Annotated in this window: 19 protein-coding genes; 10 read left to right on the top strand and 9 right to left on the bottom strand. The window is 43.8% G+C overall.

What is annotated here, in order from left to right:
• The first annotated feature begins 95 nt into the window (after positions 1-95).
• Both CH367_RS09065 and CH367_RS09060 read left to right on the top strand, forming a co-directional pair.
• Positions 96-626, top strand: a complete 531-nt coding sequence (locus tag CH367_RS09065; RefSeq protein ID WP_100762185.1) for an acyl-CoA thioesterase — start codon at positions 96-98, stop codon at positions 624-626.
• 15 nt (positions 627-641) lie between these two features.
• Positions 642-1,148 carry a MarR family winged helix-turn-helix transcriptional regulator gene (locus CH367_RS09060; RefSeq protein WP_100762184.1) on the top strand — a complete coding sequence of 169 codons (507 nt, stop codon included), beginning with the start codon at positions 642-644 and terminating at the stop codon, positions 1,146-1,148.
• 14 nt (positions 1,149-1,162) lie between these two features.
• Here the strand turns inward: CH367_RS09060 and CH367_RS09055 are convergent, their stop codons facing one another.
• Positions 1,163-4,672, bottom strand: coding sequence for a response regulator (locus CH367_RS09055; RefSeq protein ID WP_100762183.1), 3,510 nt, complete (start codon positions 4,670-4,672; stop codon positions 1,163-1,165).
• A gap of 424 nt (positions 4,673-5,096) precedes the next feature.
• On the opposite strand from CH367_RS09055, the gene CH367_RS09050 reads away from it, so the two are divergent.
• The gene (locus CH367_RS09050) at positions 5,097-7,478 is read left to right on the top strand and encodes a PAS domain-containing sensor histidine kinase (RefSeq protein ID WP_100762182.1); all 2,382 of its coding nucleotides are present in this window, start codon (positions 5,097-5,099) and stop codon (positions 7,476-7,478) included.
• Positions 7,479-7,511: 33 nt separating this feature from the next.
• On the opposite strand, the gene CH367_RS09045 is transcribed toward CH367_RS09050, so the two are convergent.
• Positions 7,512-8,189, bottom strand: a complete 678-nt coding sequence (locus CH367_RS09045; RefSeq protein WP_100762181.1) for a flagellar filament outer layer protein FlaA — start codon at positions 8,187-8,189, stop codon at positions 7,512-7,514.
• Positions 8,190-8,276: 87 nt separating this feature from the next.
• On the opposite strand from CH367_RS09045, the gene ompL47 reads away from it, so the two are divergent.
• The 3 genes from ompL47 (at position 8,277) to dinB (ending at position 11,327) form a co-directional block, all read left to right on the top strand.
• Positions 8,277-9,371 (top strand): multi-beta-barrel domain surface protein OmpL47, encoded by a 1,095-nt coding sequence (gene ompL47 / locus CH367_RS09040; protein WP_100762180.1) that lies wholly within the window; start codon positions 8,277-8,279, stop codon positions 9,369-9,371.
• Positions 9,372-9,455: 84 nt separating this feature from the next.
• Positions 9,456-10,211 carry a ComF family protein gene (locus CH367_RS09035; protein WP_100762373.1) on the top strand — a complete coding sequence of 252 codons (756 nt, stop codon included), beginning with the start codon at positions 9,456-9,458 and terminating at the stop codon, positions 10,209-10,211.
• Between the two features lie 27 nt (positions 10,212-10,238).
• Complete coding sequence (gene dinB, locus CH367_RS09030; protein ID WP_100762179.1) at positions 10,239-11,327, top strand: DNA polymerase IV; 1,089 nt, start codon at positions 10,239-10,241, stop codon at positions 11,325-11,327.
• Positions 11,328-11,336: 9 nt separating this feature from the next.
• On the opposite strand, the gene CH367_RS09025 is transcribed toward dinB, so the two are convergent.
• From CH367_RS09025 to CH367_RS08985, 7 genes are all read right to left on the bottom strand, one after another.
• Positions 11,337-12,365: a hypothetical protein gene (locus CH367_RS09025; protein WP_100762178.1), complete on the bottom strand. Its 1,029-nt coding sequence runs from the start codon at positions 12,363-12,365 to the stop codon at positions 11,337-11,339.
• A gap of 4 nt (positions 12,366-12,369) precedes the next feature.
• Positions 12,370-13,767, bottom strand: coding sequence for an LIMLP_03685 family anti-sigma factor (gene rsx / locus CH367_RS09020; RefSeq protein ID WP_100762177.1), 1,398 nt, complete (start codon positions 13,765-13,767; stop codon positions 12,370-12,372).
• A gap of 2 nt (positions 13,768-13,769) precedes the next feature.
• The gene (locus CH367_RS09015; protein ID WP_100762372.1) at positions 13,770-14,291 is read right to left on the bottom strand and encodes an RNA polymerase sigma factor; all 522 of its coding nucleotides are present in this window, start codon (positions 14,289-14,291) and stop codon (positions 13,770-13,772) included.
• A gap of 345 nt (positions 14,292-14,636) precedes the next feature.
• Positions 14,637-15,959 (bottom strand): sigma factor sigX-regulated lipoprotein SrpA, encoded by a 1,323-nt coding sequence (srpA, locus tag CH367_RS09005; protein WP_100762175.1) that lies wholly within the window; start codon positions 15,957-15,959, stop codon positions 14,637-14,639.
• A 284-nt stretch (positions 15,960-16,243) separates the two neighbouring features.
• Positions 16,244-18,124, bottom strand: coding sequence for a RecQ family ATP-dependent DNA helicase (locus CH367_RS08995; protein ID WP_100762173.1), 1,881 nt, complete (start codon positions 18,122-18,124; stop codon positions 16,244-16,246).
• Positions 18,125-18,133: 9 nt separating this feature from the next.
• Positions 18,134-20,191, bottom strand: coding sequence for a bifunctional tRNA (5-methylaminomethyl-2-thiouridine)(34)-methyltransferase MnmC2/FAD-dependent 5-carboxymethylaminomethyl-2-thiouridine(34) oxidoreductase MnmC1 (gene mnmC, locus CH367_RS08990; RefSeq protein WP_100762172.1), 2,058 nt, complete (start codon positions 20,189-20,191; stop codon positions 18,134-18,136).
• Complete coding sequence (locus CH367_RS08985; RefSeq protein ID WP_100762171.1) at positions 20,191-21,171, bottom strand: LIC10647 family lipoprotein; 981 nt, start codon at positions 21,169-21,171, stop codon at positions 20,191-20,193. The genes mnmC and CH367_RS08985 overlap by 1 nt, the downstream gene beginning before the upstream one ends.
• Positions 21,172-21,290: 119 nt before the next feature.
• On the opposite strand from CH367_RS08985, the gene dusA reads away from it, so the two are divergent.
• The 4 genes from dusA (at position 21,291) to CH367_RS08965 (ending at position 26,455) form a co-directional block, all read left to right on the top strand.
• Entirely contained in the window at positions 21,291-22,310 is a 1,020-nt protein-coding gene (gene dusA, locus CH367_RS08980; RefSeq protein WP_100762371.1) for a tRNA dihydrouridine(20/20a) synthase DusA, read from the top strand.
• A 33-nt stretch (positions 22,311-22,343) separates the two neighbouring features.
• On the top strand, positions 22,344-24,284 hold the full coding sequence (locus tag CH367_RS08975; RefSeq protein ID WP_100762170.1) for a PP2C family protein-serine/threonine phosphatase: 1,941 nt from the start codon (positions 22,344-22,346) through the stop codon (positions 24,282-24,284).
• Between the two features lie 538 nt (positions 24,285-24,822).
• Positions 24,823-26,154, top strand: coding sequence for a hypothetical protein (locus CH367_RS08970; RefSeq protein ID WP_244284530.1), 1,332 nt, complete (start codon positions 24,823-24,825; stop codon positions 26,152-26,154).
• On the top strand, positions 26,129-26,455 hold the full coding sequence (locus CH367_RS08965; RefSeq protein WP_100762168.1) for a hypothetical protein: 327 nt from the start codon (positions 26,129-26,131) through the stop codon (positions 26,453-26,455). The genes CH367_RS08970 and CH367_RS08965 overlap by 26 nt, the downstream gene beginning before the upstream one ends.
• The last annotated feature ends 2 nt before the right edge of the window (positions 26,456-26,457 follow it).

Here is a 26,457-nt window from a genome sequence, read left to right as displayed (position 1 = left end):
TTCTCAAAAATCGGTTGACGGATTTTAATTAATGTGTGTAATAGCACATGTGTATTTACAAGTGTGCAAATACACAATAAAGTTTGGAGGCGTTTATGCTTTCTACCGCCGATAAAATCGAATTATCCCCTTCCGGTATTTACAGGATTCGTTTTCAGGATTGTGATCCTTTCGGTCATCTGAACAACGCGCGTTATATGGATTATTTTTTGGAGGCCCGAGAGGATCATCTTCGGGATTACTACGGTTTCGATTTGTTCGAACACGCTTCCAGAGAAGGCAAATCCTGGGTAGTCAGTCGAACTCAAATCGCGTATCTCGAACCGGCAAAACAAAACGATCAGGTAAAGATCGTAACCCGATTGGTTTCGAAAGGGGATGGAAGCATTCGTAACGAAGATCTTATGTATGATATTTCCGGAAAGAGATTAAAGGCGCTTATCTGGATCGACTTCGCTTTTGTGGATCTGAAAAGAGGGAGACCGATTCGTCACGGAGAGGATCTCGGTCGGTTTTTCGATTCCGTTCTTTACGAGGACGCCGGACTCGAAAACGGAAATTTTGAAGAGCGCGTTCGGGAGATGAGACGTACAATGGCTCCGGGAGTGGAAGCGATTCCAGCTTAATTTCCCGGAGGTGGTATGGTCAAAAAAATGGAGCTTAAAAATTCCAAAAAGATTCTCAAAAAAGAATCCTTAAGTCCCACAAAGGACGAGCTCGTGACCGTAGGTTTGGGATGTCTTAATTTCAATTTGAAACGGGCGTCCCGAGCCATTTCCCAATACTTCGATCACGTTCTCGATAAGGTCGATCTTACTTCTCCTCGATTCAATATTTTAATGACCTTGGGTTCCACGGATGGAATGGAACTCGCTCCGATGGCGGAGCTTCTCGTGATGGATCGAACGACTCTTCTTAGAAATCTCGAACCCTTGGAAACTCTGGGTTATGTGGAAGACGTTCCTTCCGAAAACAAAAGGGCGAGAAAGGTTTCTTTGACTCCGGCCGGTTGGGAGGCGCTTCGCCTTGCGTATCCGGTTTGGAAAGAGGCGCACAACCATCTCGTGGAAAATTTAGGAACGACCGAATGGAAAACGCTCATCAAAGGTTTGAGAACGGTTTCAAAAAAAAGAATATTCGAAAAGTAGAAAATTCTAAATCGTTATACGAGCCATTTGAGGATTACCTTTGTAAAATCCGCCTGGACCGCGGGTTTGCTCACGTAATCGTCCATTCCCGCCTCGATACATTTTTCCCTTTCTCCGGCTACGATTCCCGCGGTTAACGCGATAATCGGAACCCTTTTGTCCATTTCCAAACCGCGAATCGCCTTGGTCGCTTCGTATCCGTTCAGATCCGGCATTTGAATGTCCATAAAAATCAGATCCGGAATCCATCTTAGGTTTTGTTCCACCGCTTCGAGTCCGTTCTGCGCTTCTATTATTTTTACGGTGGGGAGAATTCTCGTAACGATACTTTTTGTGAGAAGCATGTTGACCGGGTTGTCCTCGACGATCATGATCTTTGCGTATTTTCGAATTGTCGTATCGGTTTCGTTGTTTCCGATCTTCTGAGTTTTGTAGGACGGCTTTTGAAGAAGTTGATTTCTTCCCAAAAGATCGTAGAGTTGTCGAATATAAATCGGTTTTGTCAGCACTTCCTGAATTCCGTTTTGTTGAGAAGCTTCGATCGTTTCGGAATCGTCCGAAGCGCTACTCAAAAGAACGATGGGTTGTTCCTCCGGTGAAACCTTCAGTTTTTCGCGGATGATTTTGGACGTTTCCATTCCATCCAAGAACGGCATGTGATAGTCGAGCAGAATGATATCGTAACGTTTACCCGAGGCGATACTTTCGATCGCGTCCGTTCCGGTTTTGACGGACTCGCAGGGTATATTCCGTAATTGTAACATACCTTCGACGATCTTGCGGTTATTATCGTTGTCGTCTACGATGAGAACGTTCTTTATCGAATCGAGTTTAGGCCAGTTATCCTCTTCGTCGGATACGATTTCCATTTTCAGATCGAAGTAGAACTCGCTTCCTTTTTTCGGTTCGCTTTTGAGTTCCAATTTGGTTCCCATCATCGATAGGAGTTTGTTGGAAATAGTAAGACCGAGTCCGGTTCCGCCGAATCTTCTCGTGGTGGACGCGTCTTCTTGGGAGAATGCGTCGAAAATTCTTTTTTGATTCTCCTGAGCGATCCCGATTCCGGTGTCTCGAACGGAGAATCTCAAAACCATAAGAGAATCGGAAATTTTTTCCAGAACGTCGATCTTGAATTCGATTTCTCCTTCCTCGGTGAACTTAACCGCGTTGCTGAATAGATTCACGATGATCTGCTTCAATCGAACGCTGTCCGTGATTACGAGCTTCGGAACGGACGGAGAGATGTTGACTAGAAGTTCCAGATCCTTCTTGTGCGCCTGGAATTTGATCGTATTTACGATCTGCGTTCCGAGTTCCAAAATATCGGTGGTCTCGTGGGAAAGTTCTAGTTTGCCCGCTTCAATTTTAGAAAAATCTAATATATCGTTGATGATGTCCAAAAGCGAACCGGCGGATTGATACACGGTCATCATGTATTGGTGTTGTGTCGAATCCAGATTGGTTCGGAGCAATAGATCCGTAAAGCCGATGATTCCGTTTAAAGGAGTTCTGATCTCGTGGCTCATGTTCGCCAAAAATTCCGATTTTGCCGCATTGGCTCGTTCCGCGATCGCCTTGGATCGTTTGAGTTCGTCCCTTTGGAGACAACTTTCCGTGATGTCCTGAGTAAACATCATGATCCCGCCGATCGATCCGTCGAGTTGATACCAAGGTCTGACTTCCCATCGAAGATATTGATCGTGTTCCCAGCCTTCGGGCCTCCAGATGTCCTCGTCCTTTTTGATGACCTCTCCGGTTAAACATCGCTGATGTATATCTTTCCATTCTTCGCCTATGTTCGGAAAAACTTCGTAATGGGATAAACCTAAGATTTGTTTTCCCTGGAGATGATATTCCGCCATCCATCGTTGACTGACCGCGATGTATTTTAATTCAGTATCGAACATAGCAACCGCGGCGGGTGCGTGTTCCACGAACGCGAGAAGCCTCGATCTTTCCTTAAAGAGTTCTATCTCGGTTTTTTTTCTTTGATCTATGTCGTAGATCGCGCCGTAAATTCTCGTGCAGACTCCGTTTTCGAATTCGGCGTTGGCGACCGATCGAACCCAAAGTTCGTTTCCCTTTGCGGTCACCAATTGCATCTCGATATCGTAAGGAGTTCCGTCTTGAACGAGATGATTGACCGCATTCAAAACTTTCGTTCTGCTTTCTCCTTCCTTTACGAACTGAATCCCCTGATCCATCGTGGGAATAAAATCCGGTCCGACCTCGTGCATTTCTTTCGTAACCGCGGACCAGGTTCCTTGGCCCGTGGTTAAGTCCGCGTCCCAAGCTCCGATTCGAATGAGTTTGCTCGTTTGTTCCAAAAGAGCTTTTGCACGAATGAGTTCGCTTTCGAAATTCTTACTTTCCGTGATGTCGTGTGTGATCACCATCACCGAATAGTCCGGAAGTTCGACTGGAAGCGAAGTCACTCTTGTCCAAGTGATTTGGTTTCCTTCTTTCGGAATTCCGACCACGACGTTCTTGATGACTTTCTTTTCGTTTTTGGCGCGTTGACTCGGAAGCTCTTCCGTAACTAGCGATCGTCCATCGGGATTTATGTATGTCTTATTTTTATGAAGTCCTTTTTTTAGATCCTCTTCGGAAATACCGAGAATCTGTTCCAACATCGGATTGACTTTTACGATTCGGTTTTCCTTATCGAGAAGGGTTACGCCGACCGGAAGCGCTTGGAAAAGAGTGTTGAGTTCGATTTCACTTTTGCGAAGAAGATCGGTCGTTTCCTTAATCGGAGTGATGTCGCTCGAGATCACATAAAAGCCGTTAGGTGATCCAGTGCTCATATCGGGAATGTAATTCGTAAACGCGTATTTGAAGGATTTCCCGTCCGGCAACATCACCTTTCTTTCGAATTTTTGTTCCTCGCCTCGAAGAACACCTTCTATATAAGGAAGATTTTGTTGATACAAGGTTTCGCCCAAAACTTCTCGGATATGTCTCCCTATAATTTTTTGAGGACTTTTTCCGATCCAAGGAAGATACGCGTGATTTGCGAAACGGTTGATCAGATTCTTATCCCAATATCCGATCATGGACGGAAGGTTGTTGAGAATGGCGCTGAGTTGTTGTTCCAGACTCGAGGATTCTCCATACTCCCCAAGTTCGTCTTGGAGATCCACGGCTCCGATCAATCGAAACGGAAGATTTTTTTCGTTTCTTACTACTTGTATATGGGACTTGATCGACTTGATTCCGTTTTTTGAATGAAACGAAAGGGTAGCGGTCTCATCCAACGTAGAATTTACGGAAGTTTGTTTGAGCAGTTCGGAAATTTTTTGAGCGGTCGTATCGGGAATGAGAACGTTCGGATCGTCGAATTCTTCGGTTTCCTTTCGGTTATAACCGAGAGTGTAAAAAAACTTGGGATTACATCGAAAATTGGGAGAGGTTTCGACATCAAAAATCCAAATACCTTCGGCTCCGCGTTTTTGGATGAATTGAAAATGTTTCGGATCCGATTGAATCCAACGATAAAGTTCCTGTTCGAAGGGAGATAACATACGATCCGGATTTTTTGATTCTATAGATTGAGGACTCTATAAATCGTCAAAAAAAATCCAAGTCAAATTAAAATTCAAGAACGGAGTCGGGAATTATTAAAAGAGAATATAAATCGATTCTACAAGTTTCATCACTTGACCGAATCCCAAGAAAATTAGGTCATGAGCCGTTGCGGCCATTTCTTTTGGTTCCCTTTTGTTTCTTTTATGGCAAAATATAGAAGGTTTTTAATACCGATTTATAAAGAAAAACGGTTCTTTTTAAAATGGAAAATTAAGCCGATTTCAAAAGAAGAATATTCAAAAAATCGAATTTACTTTGCGACATGAAGATAAGATTGTTCGGGCAGAAAAAAAATAGAGTCATATCACGGAAGCGGTTCGACCGAGGATATCCCGTTTGAAGATACCCAACTTTTTAAAGATGCCGGTTTTTTCGGACGCGGAAAAGGATTTTTCCGTACGCTTGTTATACGGAATCATGTTGGCCTGTTTGGCGGTCGCTTTGAGTTATCGGATCTTACATCCGATTTTAGCGGAAAAACCGAAGGCGGTTTATATCGCGCCGTTTTTAATCAGCGTCGCGGTTGTGGTCTGTCATCTGATCGCAAAAAGCGGAAGAATTCTTTTAGCGTCGCACGTCCTTGTCGGGATCGAATGGATCGCCGCGTTTTCTTTGATGATTCGAGAAGGCGCGACTCAAACCATCGTCTTTCCGTTCTGTATCATTTTAATCCTCAGTTCCGCTTTGCTTTTGGGAATGAGGGCCGCATACATTTACACGTTTTTATCCGTAGGTTTAGGAATCGCGATCACCTATTTGATACAAACCGGAGCCATGATCCCGGCCGAGTCGCCCGGTGGACCTTGGTCCGCGTTGCTCGGAGAAATTTCGGCGTTTATACTCGTTGCGATTTTGATGCGTTACACTCTCGGCGGTTTTAAAAAGATAAAATTGGAATCTTCCGAAATTCAACGTTATGCGCAATTGGGCGGATGGAGTTTGAATACTCGAAATCTCGAACTCATTCTCACGAAGGAATATCAATATCTTCTCGGATACGAGGACGCGAAAGAATCCAAGTCCTTACCCTTGTCCGCGTATATGAACACGTATGTTGCGACCGAAGAGGATAAGACTAGAGTGCTTTCAGCGCTTTCCGAAAGTTTGAAAAGAAAGGACGAGCCGGATTTTTCAGTGGAGCTGACGTATCAAGTCCGAAGAAGGGACGGGGAAACTCGATTCTTTTCCGTCCAGGGAAAATTCAGGGATTCCATCGTAGCTTTCGGAACCGCGCAGGACATCACCGAAAAACATCTCGCAGAAGAAGCGTTAAAACCCACTCAAGAAATTTATTCCAAGGTGTTTACTCTCAGTCCGATCGGGACTTCCATTTCCTCGGTGGCCGAGGGAAGATATTTGGAGGTCAACGATAGTTTTTTGAGACTGTTCGGATACACGAGAGAGGAAACGATCGGAAAGACGAGTTTGGAACTCAACGTTTGGCCGGATCCCGAAGAAAGAAAAAGATATTTGGCGCTGATGTATGAGAAGGGATTTGTAGTCGACCAAGAAGTGATTCTTCAAGGTAAGAATGGAAAAGTGATTCACTCCGAATGTTACAGCACATTCGCGGAGATCAACGGCAAACTTTGTGTGATCAATCTCGTAAAAGACATCTCCGAAAAAAAGGAAGCCGAAGCGCTTCGAACCTTGAATAAGGAAATCGTAGATCAGAACGAGTTGATCGAGAAACAAAAACAGGAACTTGAGGAAATTCTAAAGGACTTAAAAAAGACCCAGAGCCAATTGATCGTATCCGAAAAGATGGCCGCCTTAGGACAGTTAGTCGCCGGGATCGCGCACGAAATCAACAACCCGATCGGGGTGATCAAGGCGGCAAACGATTCCATACAGAATTATTTCGACAGTTCCACGGATCGAATGACCCACGCTTCCGAGATTCTTCAGGGGTTGGACAAGAACGTGTCGAACGAACTCTACGCGTTTTTAAGGAAGGGGAAAAAAGATCAGGACATTCTTTCCCCGAAGGAAGTTCGAAATAGGATCAAGGAACTCGAAGGCAAACTGAAGGAAAGGGGATTCGAGAATTCCCATTCGATCGCGCAGGATTTGGTGGAGTCTGGGCTTGATTCTTCCCTGGGAGAATTTCCGAATCTGTTCGAACATAAGAACGCACAAGGATTGCTTCATTTCGCGCTCGAAGAAATACAGGCTTCCAAAAGTTCCAAGCTGATCGATATGTCCGTAAACCGCACTTCCAAAATCGTTTTCGCTCTGCGAAAGTTTTCGCACTTCGGATCGGAAGGAATCAAAACCTCCGTCGTCATTCAGGACGGAATCGAAACCGTTCTTACGATCTATCAGAATCAATTGAAAGTAGGGGTAGAGATCCGAAAATCCTACGGGGAAATTCCGCCAATTCAAGGTTATGCGGACGACCTCATTCACGTTTGGACGAATCTGATCTACAACGCGGCGCAGGCCATGTCCTTTAAGGGGATTCTTACCATTCGGACTTATAAGGCGAGGGAGAACGAGATCGAAGTTTCCATTTCCGATACGGGTCCTGGAATTCCATCGGCAGTGACGGAAAGAATTTTCGAGCCATTCTTTACCACAAAGGCTCCCGGCGAGGGTTCGGGACTGGGTTTGGACATCGCAAGAAGAATCATAGAATCCCACAACGGAACGATCCGATTCGAAACTTCTTCCAAGGGCACGACCTTTTTCGTGCGTCTTCCGATCGAGGATACGAATTCCAATTCGGATTCCAAAGCCTGAAGAACGTTAGACGGTCTTTGACCGGATTTTGATTCAGCGAACCAAGGTCTTATCGTTCAGGAACATTCGATTCTTATCCCGCACGATCGCGAGAATATCGTCGATCGCAAACAAATCTCGGGAACCTCGTTTCATCTCAAAAGGCGCTTCGTAAAGAAGACCTAAAAACTCGACCGGGTTTTGTTTCGTAAAAACGATATCGTCTTGTCTGATTTTGCGGACCACGTTGAGCCGGATTTTTTTCCAACCTTCAAAACTCAGATGAGTGATTAGAATTTTCTTAACTTCTAATGTGGAATCCCGAAGCAAAACGTATAAGGACGCGCCGGACCCGGAAGAATAGATATGAAACTGAAACTCCTGAACGAAACCTTTCGTCTTCCAGGATTGTTCCCAGAGAATTTCAAAGGATTGATTCTTTTCCGCGGGAACTTCCAAGAGAAGACTTTTGGAAGAATTTCTTTCCGGGCTGAGTAGAAGTGAGGAAGTTCTTATGTCCGGAAAATATTCTTCGGAAAGACGGGTCTTTAGATTTTTAGAACTCCATTCTTTCGTTTCGAAATCTTCCACGATTACTTGTTTCCAAATTTCAGCGGACGATTTTTCTTCGGCGACGAGTGGATTGGACAATTTGAATAAAAACAGGAACACAAGAAGAAGCCGATTTCGTTTCTCGGTAAAAGGAATGTGCAGGAGGGAATTTTTTTTCATAGAATCGGTTGACACGCTTCTTCCAAAGGTTTCCACTATCCGAATTATCGTCAAAAAACTAATAAACCTAATTCATAGGAGTGCAAAATGAAGGGTTCTTCTCTCGTAAGACTCGCAATCGCTTTTTTAATGTCCGTTTCAGTTTCGCTGGTAGCTCAGGAAGATCTGGACGAAAGCTCTGCCCCACAGGCAAATACTCAAGGACAATCCGGAAGTTCCACACCTGCAAAAACAACCGCTAAGAATTCCGGAACCACTCCGGCCGACGAAGCAAAGAATGCGGACCTTTATGTGAACTCCAAAAGTTCTTTTGAAATTTCCGCAAAGGACGATTCCAGCACGGTGGATTATATCGAGTATAAAATCGGCGAAGCCGACTACGCGAAATATACTTCTCCGATCACCATTCTTAAGGAAGGCGTAAATCGTCTTACTTACAGAGCTGTGGATAAGGCCGGAAACAAAGAGCCTGCAAAAGCTCTCGTAGTCGTAGTGGATAACACCGCACCGACCGTGAAAATCGCTCCGAGCGAAATTCTTTACAACCTCGAAGGATACAACTTCGGATCTAAGAACGTAACTTATACCATCGCCGCAACCGACGCTCTTTCGGGAGTAAAAGAAGTAAAATACTCCATCAACGGCGGAGATATGAGACCATACGACAGCCAGCCTATCAAATTGGAAAAGGCGGGTGTGAACCTGATTAAGTATTCCGCGGTGGACAACTCCGGAAATTCTTCATCGGAAGCGATTCTTGTCGTAACTCTCGACGATGCAAAACCTGAAGTTGAAATCCAAGGAAACACTCCTCTGGTGATCATCGACGGAAAAACATATTCCAGAAAAGGAAACTCTTTCACGATCAAAGCTTTGGACGGACAATCCGGAATTAAAAGAATTCTGATTAAAGTGGACAATGCGGCGGACTTCGTTCCTTATGCGGAACCGATCACGATCGACGCTCAAGGCGAACACACGATCGAAGCGAAAGCGATCGATAACGTAGGAAACGAAAGCGAAACTAAAAGAGTTAGCTTCTCCGTGGATGTAAACCCGCCTACAACACAAATTCGTAAAGTAGAAGCCGGATCCAACGGAAACAAACCTGCTGAGGCGGCTCCCGCTCCTGCTCCAACCAATACGAAACCGACTCAGCCGACAAACCCTCCTAAGAAATAAGAATCAAAAATTTCAAAGGATAAAAAGCCCGGACTTCCGGGCTTTTTTTATGCCTTCCCGATGTTTTCAAGAACCGTAAGAGGTATGAAACTTCGGAAACTATTGGATATATTCTTACCATCCACCTGCGAATTCTGCGGAAGATACGATCTCTTTTCCTCGAAGATCGGAGTTTGTAAACGATGTCATCTGGAAAACTCGGAACCTGCGATTTGTTTCGAAGGTTTATGCAGAATTTGTAAAGAACCTTTGAACAAGGGAGAATGCGCCTTCTGTTCTTCGAGAAACGTATTTTTCGAAGAGATGAAATTCTTAAGAAGCAGAACTCCGTTTCTCGCGAAGGTAATCAATCGAATCAAACACGGATCGGTCTATATGCTCTCGATCTATCTTTGCCTCGGCTTAAAGAAAGAATTGAGATCCTGGAAGGATCTGAACTTCGCAGGAATTCTTCTCATGCCTTCCACAAAAACGAAATGGTATCGAAGAAAAAAACGAAGACCTTTCGAGTCCTGCGACTTCGTCTTTCGAAGAATCCGAAAAATTCTTTCCATTCCCCGGATCGATCCGATCGAAAAGATCAGCGAAGAAAAACAAGCGGGCAAAAGTTTTGCGGATCGTTTCGTACACGCAAGGCTTGCATTTCGCATTAAACAAGAGTATAAAGAGAAGTTAAAGGGAAACTATCTCGTCGTAGACGACGTGTTTACGACCGGGGCTTCGGCCAACGAACTCGCGAGAATTTTAATCGGAAATGGAGCGGATTGCGTTCGAGTTTTGACCTTGATCCGAACGGAAGGCCGAGAATTTGAAATTAAAAAAGACGTTACAAATGTTTAGCTATTTGTAAACTGACTTCAACCGGATATGGAACCGCGCAAAATCATTCATGTGGATATGGATGCGTTTTATGCTTCCGTCGAACAAAGGGACTTTCCCGAGTACAAAGGAAAACCCTTGATCGTCGGCGGTCCTCCGAACAGCAGATCCGTGGTCGCGGCGGCCTCGTACGAAGCGCGCAAGTTTGGAGTTCGATCCGCGATGCCCTGTTCCAGAGCCGCACAACTCGCACCCCAGGCGATCTTCGTATTTCCCAGATTCGAAGTGTATAAGGAAGTCTCCCGTCAGATCCGCGAGATTTTTTTGGAATACACAGATCGTGTGGAAATGCTTTCCTTGGACGAAGGTTATTTGGACGTTACATTCAATAAAAAGAATATTCCATTTGCTGTAACTATTGCAAAGGAAATACGCGCCGAAATCCTGAAACGTACCGGTCTTACCGCTTCGGCGGGAGTCGGGAATTCCAAATTCATAGCCAAACTTGCTTCCGAAAAAAACAAACCGAACGGATTGACCGTGGTTCTACCCGACGACGTGGTTTCGTTTATCGATTCGTTGCCCGTAAACAGTTTTCACGGAGTGGGGAAGGTTACCGCTCAAAAGATGGAGGAACTCGGAATTCATACGGGAAAGGACCTACGTGCAAAGAACATAGACGAATTGATCAACCATTTCGGTAAAATGGGAATCTACTACTACAAGATATCCCGGGGAGAAGACGATCGGGAAGTTCAATCTTCGAGGGAAAGAAAATCTCTCGGAGCCGAAACGACTTTCGAACAGGACAAGGTGGATCGGGAGGACTTGTTGTATCAACTCCGGGAAGTGGCCTTTGAAGTGGAACGTCGTCTTAAAAAACGGGATTTTGCGGGACGAACTCTTACCTTGAAGATCAAGTTTCACGACTTCACTCAAAAAACAAGATCGAGGACTTTGAACGATCCCATCTTCGTAGGAACCGAACTCTATCAAACCGCGTCGGAACTTTTCGAGGAATTTTTCGAAACCAAAAACGAAAGAATCGTGGCGATCAAAGCGATCCGACTTTTAGGAATCAGTCTTTCTCATCCGAATCCGATGGACGAGGAACCGAGCTTGTTTCCAAATTTATAATATTCTTAATTATCTTTTGATGCCGATTCCGAACGTGAAGGACGGTTCTTGAAAATTGTAGGAATGTACGCTTCCGATCAGATCCGTTTTGCGGTATTGAACCGCCGCATTTACAAAATAAGAATCCGATTCCCACTGAAGCCCGGTCCCTGCAAAAACCGCGGTTTGTGTCAATGCCGCCGAATAAATTCCGCTATCGTAACTTCGACCGAATCCGATTCCGGCTTGAACGAACCAAAAAAGAGAATCCATAAGAGAAACATAATATTTAATTCCGGGTAAAACGGACAACGTGCCGATGGTGAACGCGTCGCTTCCTCGTTTTCCGTTTTTGTATCCTCCGAAATGAGAATCTAACAGAATCGATATAGTTGAGAACCCGGCAAGGCCTTGATACTCGGGTAAAGCGTTCAAAGTCGTGTTCGCAAAAATGCCCATAAAAGGAGAAATTCCCCGGTTCGGAAATGAAAAGGAATTCTGTTCGAGCCCGAGCGTAAATCCAAGATTTTGATTTCTACGATATTCTCCGATGAGGGAAATCGTTTTCACTCTTACGGAATAATTTCTTCCCAAATAAGGATCAATATAAATCGTCGTGGCGACGATGTCGACCGCGTTGTAACCGCGGTTGAAACTCATCCCTTCCGTGACATGGGAGTTCCATTCTCCCGCGTTCAAGGAATAGTAGAATTTTTTAATATTCACTTGTTTTTCCGGTTCGGTCGTTTTGAATTCCTGTTGTATCTCCGGTATTTTGATTTCAGCGATTAGAATCTTTTCCACGAGAGTTAGGTCCAACTTTTCCACATTGCCGTTTACGTCCTCGACCAGAACGTGATCTTCTCGAAGCGAGGTTTTGACGTTTTCGATCTTTCTTCCGTCTTTTAAAAGAAGAGTGTTTCCGAAAATCGAAGACGATGAAAAGAAGAAGCTTAGGATCGTCGCGAAAAATGCTTCTTTGATTCCAATCCCAACACGGCCAAGTCGAACGAAAAAGAATTTTCGAACCGGAGTATGAAACGAAAGAATCGAAATCATTTTTTCAAAACGAAATCGAATCTATGTCCGAAGATTTTAAGATTCTTTTTTTGCCGTTTTCTTCCAGAACGTATTGGTTTTCGTATTGAATCACGTTTCCTTTGAGAACGGTTCCGTCCTTTAAGGTGATCGTCTTGATTCCCAATCGGATCGGTTCTTCTTTGGGGACCGAAGTTTTGTTTTCGCGCGATTTTGACAAATTCTCCGTTTTTGATGTTTCCACTTTGGGAACTTTCTTTTCAGGTGTTGCGCCTTCGTCCGGCGCTTTCGGAAGCTCGAACGAATTCGAATCTCCGAATTTTTCGGCGATACTTTCCAAAGTTTGAATATTCTCGGGTTTTAATTCGATTTTTTTCCCTTGTGTCTGATTCTCCGAGATTTTCGTTTGAATCTCTTTTAAGGAGGATTGTATTTCCGGAGTGTAACTTCCGATCGATCGATTTCCGTATAACGTTTTAAGAAGATCCTCCTTTTGTTTTTCGGATAACTTTACGGTTTCTATTTCCAAAGAATGATCTGAAATCGTTTCCGAAGAAAAATCTTTCCAATCCGTTTGTTTTTCGATTTCGAACAGACGATCTACGCCGTTTTGTACGTTCGATGCAGTTGTGTTTTGGCCGGATTCTTTTCCGTAGGCGTATAGTAAGACCGGAAAAAGATAACGTAAACCGGAACGAATCCGAGCGGAACCTTCCCAAACGCTGATCTTATTTCGTTCTTCCGAAATTTCGATCAATACCTTGGTTCCGGTCAGTTGAATCGCGGTTCCGTTTACATAGAGATTCGTTTTGGAATGTGGGTCCTTAACGAATTCGCTTAACAAAAGATTTCCTTTTTGAACGAGGATCGATAAACGATAACCTCGATTCCTCGCATCCGTAACGGAATGAGCCAAGTCGACAACACGCGCTTCCGAATTCGGAAAAATTCGAAACTGAATCAAACCTTGTTCTCCGGCGATTTCGACGTCGCAAAACGAGTTTGCGTCGGTAAGAATCCAATCCGTTCTTACGGATTTTTCGTCGCAGTTTCCGCCAAACGTGAGTGGGAGTTTTTCTTCCTTACGAAATTCGTTTTGTCTGAAGATCAGAGATACGGATATGATCAGCGCGATCACGGCGGCCCAAGCGAAAATAGGATTTCTAAATTTATTCAAATCGAAAACTTTTTTGGAAAGGGCTTGCGAAGACGTTTCTTCGGATTCGAAAAGAATTTCTTTAAGACCGGATTTGTGCGTTTTCAAACCGTCTTGTATTTTAACGTAGGTTTCGTATCTTCTTTTGAATGTCGGATCGAGATCGATGATTTCGTTTAACCTTTCGTTCTCTTTATACGAGATTTCCCCGTATAGAAACAGAGACATCAGCTCTTCGAATTCTTCTTGTAGATCTTTTCTTTCCATGATTACAAAACCACTTTTCTTCTTTCTAATTCTTCTCTAAGCAGATCTAACGCTTTTAATAATTTTCTGCTGACGGTTCTTGAAGAGATGTTGAGCGCCTGCGCGGTTTTCTCCAAAGTATAGTTGTTGATTTCTTTTAACAAAATGATGCTTTTTTCCGGTTCGGGTAAGGTATCGATGATTTCTTTCAATTCCTCCTCTACGATCTTGGCTTCTACGTTCCTAATAAAATCATCTTCCACCGGAACGGATTCTACTGAAGCATTTTCTTGTAATAACAGATCTCTTTTGCGATTTTTTCGATAAGTGAAATAAGTATTCTTTGCGATTGCGGCGGCCCAAGTGTAAAAGCTCCCTTTTTCGGGAGAAAAATTCGGAAAGGCCTTATAGATATTCAAAAAAACTTCCTGAGCAATATCTTCCACTTCCTCAGGATCGTTGGAAAGATATCGAATTACCTTATAGATCGAATTCTTATAGTTTTGATAAAACTGGGAAAAATCGTGATCCTGACTTAACTTCATTTGAACCTTTTGCAATTGTGCACAGGCGAAGAATATTCCATAAAGTTGATATTCAATCCTAGTTTTTGTAGCTTCTTCGATAGGACTGAATTTGATCGACTCATAAATTTTTTCACGCCTGAGATATTTATCTTTTGAAAATAAATAAATCTTCCCTGTGAAATTTTAGGAATCACAAGAAAGATCTTATTATAAATTGGAAATTTATTCCGACATCGTTTCCGCTTGAAATGCTCGGTCCAAACACAAAAAGGAGCAAGAGCTCCTTTCTGTGTTTTTAGAATATAAGGAATCAAATTCTTTCTTTTGATTCACTCCACTCGATTCGAGACTTTCGAGAATCTTTCATTTGGTCTGACTGAGAATCGTAGGCAAATGGAAGATCAAGTTTCTTCTCGCGGTATTGGTTAGATTATCCGATCCGCTCGTCGCATTCGGTCTGTCCGCCGCGTCCGTTTGCGGGGAGAATACGTTGTCACCTGCGGTCGAATCCCAGAAGAGAACCTTGTCCACGGAGACATTGAACAAAAGACTTCCGCTTGCTCCCTTGGAGGTGTCGAGATCGACCACGAGAACGTAAGGATCGTTCGCGTTCAAGGAGGTCGCAGAAGTTGGAATTTTGAATTTCAGTTTTTTCGTTTTATCCGTACTCGCGACGCCGCTGATCGGCGCGTTTAAGAAGTCGTTCGGTCTTGTGAAATGTTCTTGTGGACCGATGCCGTTGATAAACGAACCGCTTCCCGCATCCGCGAACCCTTCGAGAAAATTACATCCCATACGCGGTGCGCTTTTCTCTTGTGTAGTCGCAAGATCTTGGAAAATAAAACTCGGAGTGGTCATGTAAGACGCATAACAGTCTTTCGTAAAAATCGGAGAAACAATATCGCCTCTTTCGGCGGTTCCCCAGACGACACCGGCGGCTCCGGGTGTTCCGGGTGGTGGAGCGATACCGTCAATCTTCGGATTGTTCAGAATTAGATCCACGTAACGATAAGAATTTTCCGTGACGTCGGCGGGTTTAAAGTAATAAGAGAAGGCTCTTGTCACGATCCCGACGCGATCGTAGTCTCCTCTTTCATTCTCCGGAATTTCCCGAATCGGAATCGGAATTGGATTCGCCGAGTTGATCTGAGTGATTCCTGTGGGAAAAAATGCGCCACACGGTCCGACGTTCGGCATCATAAAACTGAGTGCGCCTAAAAGCGCGTAGACATCAAAGGAAACAAAATTAGCATTTGCTAATGTTTCACTTCCTCTTGCAGGACCTCCCTTTGCTACGGATTTATAAGCCACGATTTTGCAAACTTGAATTCCAACCGCTTCCGGAGTTAAGAATTTATCGTTGAACCCGTCGCCTGCACCGTCTCCGTAAGCTTGCGGATTATCTCCGGCCAAATCGGTTAAGAATCCGGAGTCTTGTCCGATTCCATTCGGAAGGGTGAAAAAACGGGAAGAATCCTGCGTTCTTGCCGCAATCAAACCGTTCGTATTGGAAAAGTTAAAGGTCGCCGTTCCGTTCGGTCCGTTTAAAACGGAAGCCGCCAACAACAGTTCCATTGTGTTATCCTTTGTATCTTTTTTACAACTTGTGATCGCGAATAAAACCGCCATCGCAAACGAAACGATTCGTAGCAGTTTTCCTCGTGATTGATCTATATTTTGTTTCATCGTTTTGAACCTCCAATGAAATCACGAAAGAAATATAGAGAAGGTGGGAAACGAGTGAGACAGGTTGTCGGAAAAAAGAAAGGGGGTAGTTTGACACTACTAGGCGCTTTGTTTCAAAAAGCAATTCAGGTTATAAAGAAGAAATTTTTAAAAAAAGAAATTCGAATGAAAAAATGAGAAGGACCAAATGTAGGATCTCCCACGATTCGTTATGCGTTTTAGATTGGCTGTGTGTTTTACATTCGTTCGATGATTATCGGATATGAGATCGATCTAACGGATTCTCATCTCCATTTTTCTAAAATTCTTAAGATATCGTTTCCGAATTTTTCGACCTTGGCCGATCCCATTCCTTTGATGAGGGAAAGATCCTCCGGAGTTTCGGGCATGGCCTTTGCGATCTGAACGATCACCGGATTTTGAAGCACCATAAATTTTTTCCACTTTCTGCGTCTGGCTTCTCTGTCTCGATAATTCTTCAATTCTTGAATCGCGTTTTTTGCGGGAATGGATTTTTTTTCGCCTTCGGTTTGTTCGCTCGGATCCTTTTTTTTGCGCGGGGTTTTTATGATGACCGTAGAAGCAAGAATCAACTTCGGATATTTATCTCCGACGATTTTTACCTTTTTTTCGGAGATCCAATCGTCGAGGACTTTTAAGATCGCTTCTTCCGAAACAGACTTTAAAGAACCGTAATGTTGCAATCGATCCAGTTTTTTTCTAAGAATCTCGTTGGACCGGGAACCTCTCAATACGCCGGCGATCATTCTTTTTCCGAACTTGCCCGGAATCTGTTCGAGAACGTTTTCAATGACGTTCAATTCTTCGTTTGAAAAATCGTATTTTTCTTTTTCTTCTTTTTTCTGTTTTTTATCCTCTTCTCGTTTTAAGAATTGATCCCTTCCGCTTTCGACGAAGGAACGAGGGGATTCTTTTTCCAAACAGATATCGCAGGTTTGACAGGAAGAAATTTCTTCCCCGAAGTAAGAACAAAGAATTTGTTGTCTGCATTGATTCGAAACGGCGTATTCTTTTACGAATGAAAGAAGCGTTTCTCCTCCTTTGCGGTTGCTTTCCTTTCCGATGATAAAACTTTGAGTGACCAAATCGGACGGATGATAAAATAGAACGCAGTTCGAAGACTTCCCGTCTCTTCCCGCGCGTCCGGCTTCCTGATAATAGCTTTCCAAGGACGCGGGAGATTGATAGTGGACCACCAATCGAACGTCCGGGCTGTCGAGTCCCATTCCGAACGCGTTAGTCGCCACAAGCACGTTCGTTTTTCCCGCGCTGTAACCGTCCTGGGTTTTTTCACGGCTCGAATCCGTTCTACCCGCGTGATACTTTCCGACTTTGAATCCGTTCTTCTTTAGAAATTCGTAAACCGATTCCACCTTCTGACGGGTCGCACAATAGATGATCGCTCTTCCGTTCGCGGTTTTTTGAAAGTTTCCCTGGATCAATAGTTTTAACAGTTCGCTTTCCCTGGAAGTTTCGTTTTGCGGAAAACGGATCGAGAAGTTTAGATTTTCGCGGAAAAAACTTCCTTTGACGAGTGCGGGTTCTTTCAACCCGAGAGAATCGGATATGTCCTTGATGACTCGCGACGTCGCGGTGGCGGTTAACGCGATGATCGGAACGAACTTGGGAAATTTATCCCGAAGTTCGTAGAGTTTGCGATATTCGGGTCTGAAGTCGTGGCCCCATTGGGAAACACAATGGGCTTCGTCCACCGCGATTCTCCCCAAGGGAAGTTTGGGAAGAATTTCGAACACCTGGCGACTCAACGCTTTTTCGGGGGAAAGATATAATATTTTGATTTTACCGGTTGCGGCTCTGCTCAAGATTCTCAGTTGTTCGAGATCGTCTTGAGTCGAGTTGCAATACTCCGCGGGAATTCCTTTCGCTTTGAGAGAATCCACTTGGTCTTTCATGAGCGCGATCAACGGGGAAATCACGAGCGTCAGTGAGGATTGGTCGAGCACCGCGGGTAATTGATAGATCAGGGATTTTCCTCCGCCGGTGGGAAGAATGACTAACGTGTCCTTTCCTCCAAGTACGGATTGGATCGCTTCCTTTTGACCGACTCGAAATCGGGACATTCCCCAAATTTCTTTGAGAGAAGATTCTAAATTTTGAATGTGATTGTCTTGCGGTGAGTTCATCGGTTCGAATCAGGATTCCGATTCTTTGCGAATCTTTCGATAAAGAAATCGGGTCGGATGAAGCGATTCTAAAAGGGAAGATTCGACGGGAGCCGGTTCACCCAATATCAAGGATGCCAAAATCTCCGCACCTAAAAAAGAACTTAAAATTCCTCTGGAACCGAGTCCTCCGAAAACATACAAACCGGGAATCGTTTTTAATGCGGGGTATGTTTTCTTCGCGTTTTTGGGCAGATCGATTTCCTTGTATGTCCGCTTAAATTCTTTCGGATCAAAGATCGGGCCGATTACCGGAAAACGATCCGGTGTTTGTGCGCGAAACCCGACCTTTTCATCCAGAACGGAATCGGACCTGAAGTCGAACGAAGGATATTTGTTTTGCAAGTATTGCAAAAGTTGTTCCGTATCTTTTTTTCGAGGAAGAGGATCCAAATCGAACTCGTCAAAGGTTGATCCGAGAATGTGCTCTCCTTGTATCGCAGGTGTGAAGTAATGTTCCGCGCAAAGAATCCGGGAAAGTTTTGAAGATTCTTTCGTTTCCTTAAGAGATACGAGTTGGCCGCGCACTTTGCGGATCGGAAAGGGTTCCTCTTCGAACAGGGTCGCCACGAGTTTTCCGATCGAATGAGAATTGCAGAATATAACGGAATCTGCATGTATTTTTCGATCCGTTTCTTGAAGCGAAAGTTCCCAAAGAGGTGCGTTCGATGATGTCGATTTTGCACTCGAGGATTTAGATTCGATTTGTCGAATCGAAGTCACGGTCGCTTGGATGAATTCGATTCCGGTTTGATCCGTCATCTTCTTTGCGATGGATTGCGGTTGGGTCCAAAATCCTTTGGGAAAAAAGATTCCTTCTCCTAAATCGTTTTCGAAATCAGTTTTGAGTGCGCCTTTGGGGGCTATCGATTGATCCGCTTTTTTCCAAGAAACGATCTCCTCGGACAACGTATGATTTTCTATTCCTTTTTGGAAACGTTCCGAATTCATTTCCTCGGTGATTCCGTGGAAAAGTCCGCAGGTTGAAAATTGATCCCGGTCCGCAAACGAATTCAAAAATTGAAGAGCATATCGGAATGCGCGCAGAGTGAATAGGCTGATCGGTCCCGGAATTTTGGTAATGTGCGGATGCGAAATCGCGCCCGGAATTCCGGAGGCTTTTTTTGCGATCCCGGAAGGATCGATCAATAAAACTTGAATATTCCGTTTTGATAATGAATAGGCCAGCGCCGAACCCGCGATCCCGGCTCCTACGATCGCAACGGTTTGCGCTTGCGTTCTAGTTTGTGTTTTCGGATAGGATCGGATGCACCAAGGTTTTGCCGATTTGTCAAAAAGAGGCGCTGTGTTGTTCGGATCGTCTTCGATAAAATCGGCGTTGGATTCCGAAATTCTCCCGGTCAACATCTCCCTTTTTCTTCCGAACCCGGGACGTTTTTCCAAATCGAATCCGACTGAAGTTAAGGAATCTCTGACGATTCTCGCGACCGTAAACGTTGCGAACGTGGTTCCGATCTTGGAAAGATTCTTTAGATGAGATAAGGTCGATTCCTGCCACATTTCCGGATTTTTAGAAGGTGCGAATCCGTCCAAAAAAATCGCGTCCACTTTTCCGGAGATTTCGCGTAACGCGTCGGCAACGTCCCCGAGATAAAGGGTAAAGTGAATTCTTCCGTCCAAAAAACGAAAGTAGTTCATTCCGGGGATTAGATCCTCATAGGAACGTAAAAATTCTTCCTTGATCTCCGCGAGTTCGGGAAAAACGGAAAGCGCCTTGGAAATTTCTTCTCGGTTCAGGGGGAACTTTTCGATCGATATAAAATGAAGTCGAAACCGGTCCTTGTGTTCGATGTATTCTTTCCAGGTTGTGAAAAAGTTGAGCCCGGTTCCAAAACCCAATTCCAAAATACAAAATGAATTTTGAATATTCGAATTTCTCCATCTGTTTTGGAGATCGTTCCCTTGTATAAAAACGTGTTTGGTTTCCTCGAGTCCATTCTCCGGTGAAAAATATATATCGCCGAATTGTTCTGAAATAGGAGTTGAATTTTCTTTCCAGGAAAGCATCAGATTCTCGGGGGAACGGGTTCGGTTTGTTTCGGAGGAGAGGATTCGTTTCCGGGACCGCTGTCCTTGCGCAACAAATCGTCCGCGGTCGGTCTTGATAGTTGGATTTCCTTTCGAACTCCGACTCGATACGTGTCCATCGTCAGATAAAGATCGGGAACGGTTCCGCCGAGCGAAGTGGGAATCGTTTGTTTGATTGGGTCCCGATCCAAACTTCCCAAACTTGAAAACTCGAAATACAAATACGTATTATAAAATATGGAATCCTCGAAATATTGTCCGATGTTGTACTCGTATAAAAATCGAACTCCGGAAATCACGCGGTGTTTGTTACGCGAAGAGGAAACTCGAACTTCTTTTTCCAAGACGTCGAAGTCGTAGATGCTCGCTCCTAGGTTGAATCCGAGTCCCACGTTCCAATTTTGAAACTGCAAAAAAGCGAGATACAAGGTCGCATAAAACTGATAGTCGATGTAGAGATATTCCGCTTTTCTTCCAAACGGTTCCGGAAGAGGATAAAGACCGTATAACGTATGTTCGGTGAAGTTCGTTGGAATCCTTCCGTCGTCCGGAAAGTTCAGAAGATTTCCGCGAAACGTTCTCGGTGCGATAAAGGAAAAACTATACGCCATATAGTTTAGAATTTTGAAATATCCGGTGAACGGCGTTGCGGAAAGTCTTCTCGGAATCGAACCGATCGTATAAAAAGGAACCGATTTAAACGGATCTTGGTTTACGGTTCTGTCCGCGTTTGCGGGATCTTTGGTTCCTCCGCTACTTCGTACGAATTCTTGCAAGGGACTATAACTCGTGGAAAACGTGAGTTTTGTGGAATCCACACCGGCGGTAAGAATCACGGATTCCAAAAAGGATTCCAAACTTCTGCAGGAAGAATGAATCGAACAACAAATCCAGATCAAAAGAATCGAAATTCTTCGTAAGACCTTAGGGGATGTCTGATAAACTTCGGAAAGGCGCATTCTTTCCTGACATTGTTTTTGAATTCTTTCCGAATTCCAAGCCGTAAATGGGACGTAATCGGGACGGAGGTTCCTTGACCGAAGAGGTTTGTAAAAAAATTCTGGTGATTGAGTTCCTTATGTCTGAAAATGCCTCCAAAACTCCGAAACGATATCCTGTTTCGCTCGCTCCGATGATGGATTGGACCGATCGGCATTTTCGATATTTTTTAAGACTCGTTTCCAAACACACGTTCTTATATACCGAGATGATTCATACGGGCGCGATCCTACACGGAGATCGTCATAGATTCTTATCCTATAGTCCCGAAGAACTTCCGCTTGCGATTCAATTGGGCGGGGACGACGCGAAGGCTCTCGCGGAATCTTCCAAGATCAGCGAAGAATACGGTTATTCCGAAATCAATCTCAACGTCGGTTGTCCAAGCGACCGCGTGAGAGAAGGAAACTTCGGCGCTTGTCTGATGGAAACTCCACAAAAGGTCGCCGATCTTGTCTCCGCGATGGACGCAGTCGTAAAAATTCCGGTTACCGTAAAGTGTAGAATCGGAATTCCCGGAAAAGAAACCTTCGAGGATCTTTGTAAGTTCATAGAATGCGTTCGCCAAGCGGGTGTTAGACGATTTATCGTTCATGCGAGGATCGCGATCTTGGGCGGACTTTCCCCGGCGCAAAACCGTCAGATTCCTCCCTTACGTTATGCGGACGTCGAAGCCTTAAAACGAGAATTCCCGGATCTTCTCATCGAGATCAACGGAGGAATTCGAACAATCGCCGAGATGCGGGAACGATTGAAGACGAACGACGGCGTGATGATCGGAAGGGCCGCCTATGAAACTCCGTATCTTTTTTCGGAAGTGGATTCCTTGTTTTTCGGGGACGATTCTCCTGTTTTGAGCAGAAGGGAGATCGTTCTTCGTATGAAAGAATACGTGGAAGAAATCGTTCTCAAGGAAACAAACGGAAAACCGCATCACGCGCTCAGACACGTTCTCGGTTTGTTTCACGGCGAAAGAGGAGCGCGCAGTTTCCGGAGAATTCTCACCGAAGGAATGTATTCCGATTACTCGAACGATCTTCTGTTGAAGGCGATGCGGGAAATTCCCGACGATTCGTTGGATTTGATCTCCTCCGTTTAAATTTAACTTTACAGACTTGATGAAGAAGATAGGTTGATTTCCTCTTTTCTTATGAAACCGATCCTCTTCGGATATTTTCTATTATGTCTAATGGCTTTCGAGTTATACTCGAATCCGATCGATCCGGATAAGGTTCAACTTCTTTCGGAGGGTTGGGAATACCAGAGTAACGAAGGCAAACATTATAAATTGATATTGCCCGGAATGGGTCTGACCAGTCAGGGTTTTGAAATTCCGATCCGAGGATTTTATACGGTTCGAGTGGAATATCCGCTAACGTTACCTTCGGGTTCGCAGGGAATTTTTTTGGATCGGATTCAATCCGCGGATCGGGTTTACTTCAACGATAAGCTGATCGGTAAAACGGGGAATTTGGATCCGTATGACGCGGCTTGGTTTAGAAGTCGATTGTATAAGATTCCTTTGGAGTGGATCGAAAAAGGAAAATCGAATACGATCCGGGTCGAGATAGAATGTAGGGAACTCGGTTTTCATTGCGGAATCTTCCGAGGAATTCCGAAGATGGGCGACTATGACGAACTGAAGGACGCGTTGATTCAGGAAGACGCGTTACAACTCGTGTTGATCGTTCTTTTTCTCGGAGTGTTTTTACAACAGTCTATCTCTTATCTTCTCAACAGACAATCGAGGGCGAGTATCTTTCTTTCCTTGTCCGCGTTTTTGTTCGTCTTCTGGAGAATTCCTCTTTTACACAAGATGCACTACGTCGATGTTCCGTTCGGACTTCTGACGAGATCTTTCTTCTCTTCTCAGAGCGTGTTCCCCGCTTGTATATTATATTTTTTGTATGCACTTTTCAGAAAAAAAACCGGGGTCGCCGCAAAGATCGTTATGAAGTCGAGTCTCGTGCTCGGAGCTTTGCATCTTCTCGATCTGGACGGAACACAAAGGGTGATTCTCGTTTATGCTTGGGAAGGAATTCTCGTTTTTATGACGCTCTTTCTCATCCCAATCTTTTACGAAGAATTGAGAAGAAGGACGATGGAAGCCCTCATCATGGTCGGGGGTGTGGGATTGCTCGCTATCTTTGCGATCATCGACGTGGTCTTGGACAATCTTACGGGGAAGAATATGTTCTTATCCCAGTATGGATTTTTCGCGCTTTTGATCACGGGGGCGGTGAGTATTTCGTATCAAAACTCAAGAGCCCACGCGGAACTCAAAAAATTGAATTCCACCCTGGAAGCGAAGGTGGAACAAAGAACCGCCGAACTCAAACGGCAAAACCGGATTCTTCACGAAGAATTATCGATGGCGGCCGATCTTCAGACTCGATTGATTCCGCAGTTGGACGGAAGGATTCATAGGCTTTCGGTCAACTCGGTTTACATTCCTGTCGAGCAGGTCGGTGGCGATTTTTTAGATTATCATATTCTAAATGAGAAAAAGGTAATGTTCATTCTTTGCGACGTTCTCGGTCACGGAGTTGCGTCGGCGTTGGTTTCTTCGATGATTAAGGTTTCATTTTTGGAACTCAGTCGTAAACTCGACGAACCTTCCAAAATTCTTTCGGAACTCAACAACAGAATGTTTCAGGTTTTGGAGAAGAATTTTATCTCCGCCCTCGTTTGTCTTTACGATTTGGAAAAGGACGAATTCAGATATTCCATCGCGGGTCATCCTCCTCCCGTTTTGATTCGGGAAGATTCTGCGGAACCCGAGTTTCTCAAAGGAAGGGGAATGATCCTGGGAATGATGAAAACGATCGAACCGGAAACGTATACGGTCGCGCTTCGAACCGGGGATCGATTCTTTTTTTATACGGACGGCGTTACGGAAGCGCTCAGTCCTCAACGGGAAATTTTCGGAGAGGCCAGATTGTTGGAAGTGCTCAAGAATAATTTTTCCAGAAATCCGAGAAACTTGAACGAAGAGATTCTTTCCACGGTGAGATCTTTTTCCCTTTCCAAGATTCCGGACGATCTGACGTACTTGACTGTGGATATATTGTAGATATTCCTTTCTTACATTTCGCACAACGCCCAATCTCGACTCCAACCCGTTTCTTCGCAACGTCCTTGGAGCCAAGATTTCCACGGCTCATGTAAGAAGCGGAAAACTACAATCCATACCACCGTCCTCACTATCCAAATCACCTAAATCAAAATCACTCACTGCCAAAGATCGCTTTAACCTAAAATTCCCTCACTTAAACACTGACTACTATACTCAAATCACTAAGAACTTATTATCTACCCTTTATCCAAAGAATTGTCCTGACTGTAAAATTCCTCTGACTAAGGAAGTGTCCACGAGAGAGAACGTTATTCGTTGTCCTGAGTGTAATCACTTAGATTCAAGAACTTCTGGAACATTTTTAGAACATTTAAAATTACCGTTGTGGGTGTTCTCCTATCTTTTAATTGAATCGATTGAACTCTTTCCGTTAGGTCTTTCTGCTTCTGCGATCTGTAGAAAGTTATCCGTATCTAAGAACACTGGAACGTTACTTAAAAGAAGACTTCAGATCTTTTGTAGCGATTTGATTCCGTTGATTCAAGAAGAGATGGTAAAGGATTTAAAGAAGGCTTGGAAAGATACGAAATTGCCTGAAACAGGTGATTTAAAGCCTTTTATTGAAGGGTTACCAGTAATTCATACTGATACGTTAGCACTATTCTCAGCTTCACAAAGAGCGAATGGTTTCCGAAAGAGATTTAAACACAGAGGTCAAACTGCTTCTATTTATCTAACGGATTCGGTTGCTGAAGAGAAGGGCAAGTATCAGATCGGAACTCTTGTCCATACTCTTGCTATTAAGGGTGGTCCAGTAATACTTTCTTCCGTTCCTGATCAAAAACAGAAATCTCTACAGCCACTATTCGATTTCTTACCAGAGGATGTTCCTTTGTTTGCAGATGATGGGATTCCCTGGATGGAACGATACAACAAGAACTTCCGAAGTATCAATCATTCAGCTCGTGCTAAAGATGGTAAGAGAAATGTGTGGGCGAGGAATCGTTGGAGTAGAGATGGGATTCACAATCAGGTAGCTGAAGGAAATCAGAGAAGTATTAAACAATCATTCTTAGCTTCCTACAGTTACTTCAAACCTGAGAACAGCATTCTCTATCTGAATGAGTATTCAGCTTTGAAAGGAATTCGAGTCTATGGTTTAGAAAGACTCGTTGGAAAGAAAAAATTAGAGAAATTGTGGAATGTAGGGAAGGGATATAGGGTTTCTAAGAAGTCCCGTAGAGTTGACCAGAAACCTATAAATCTGCTAAAAAACCGTCAAAGTCTCATTTATCCACTACCAACAACTTTTACAAGATTTCATTCCGATCACAGTAGAAGTAGGAAATGCTTTCCTAAGAAATTTCAATTCCTATCCGATGAAAACCGTCTTTTCCCTCTCAAACAAGCTCACATTGATTACTTGGATTTTATGGAAACGGGTCCAAATCAAAGAAAACAAAAAGAAAAGTTCTATAACTCGATCGCTTATTCCATTTGGAGTCAACTGAGTTATGAATCCGATTATCAACTTTTAAAGAATGATTTTGCAGAATCAAGGACGCAAACACCGATGATTCGAATTCTTCAGAGATGGGCTAAACTTGGAATCGCGGAAATCAAACGAATCGGAAAGAGTAAATACGAAAAGAAACAATATGTAATTAAAAAGCTCATACCGGAATTGCCGGATGTTTTATATACGTTCGATCGAAATGAATACGAAAACCGTAACGGTACTGAGGAGAGCATGGAGATCGTTTTCGAGAATCCGATATTCGGTGGAAAGAATAAATATGGAATCAATAAGAAAAGAAGAATGGAACTATTAGGAGATCTAAATGTCCAAAGTAAAAAAGACAATTAAACCGAAAGCAACGTTTAAATTCACTGCAAATGATTTTTACGAACTTCTCGATAAATACGATCGCAAGTGTGCATTGACTGGTAGAATATTAACTCCGATGACCGCTGAAATTGAACTCATAGAGCCATATAAGAAGATTGGAATCGAAGAAAAAGAAAATCATTATCTTGTAGATAAAAGCATTTCTTATCTTGCTCGCCACATCTCTGAAGGAGAGATCATCGAGCTGGCGGTGGAAATAATTCGCTTTAGGGGATCTGAAAAAGGATATGTGATTACTGAAAAGAAAAAGCGAAAGTAAGG

Source organism: Leptospira barantonii (assembly GCF_002811925.1).
Classification (GTDB): domain Bacteria; phylum Spirochaetota; class Leptospiria; order Leptospirales; family Leptospiraceae; genus Leptospira; species Leptospira barantonii.
Note: the sequence above shows the minus strand (reverse complement) of the source record. Positions and strands in the feature narration are given on the sequence as shown.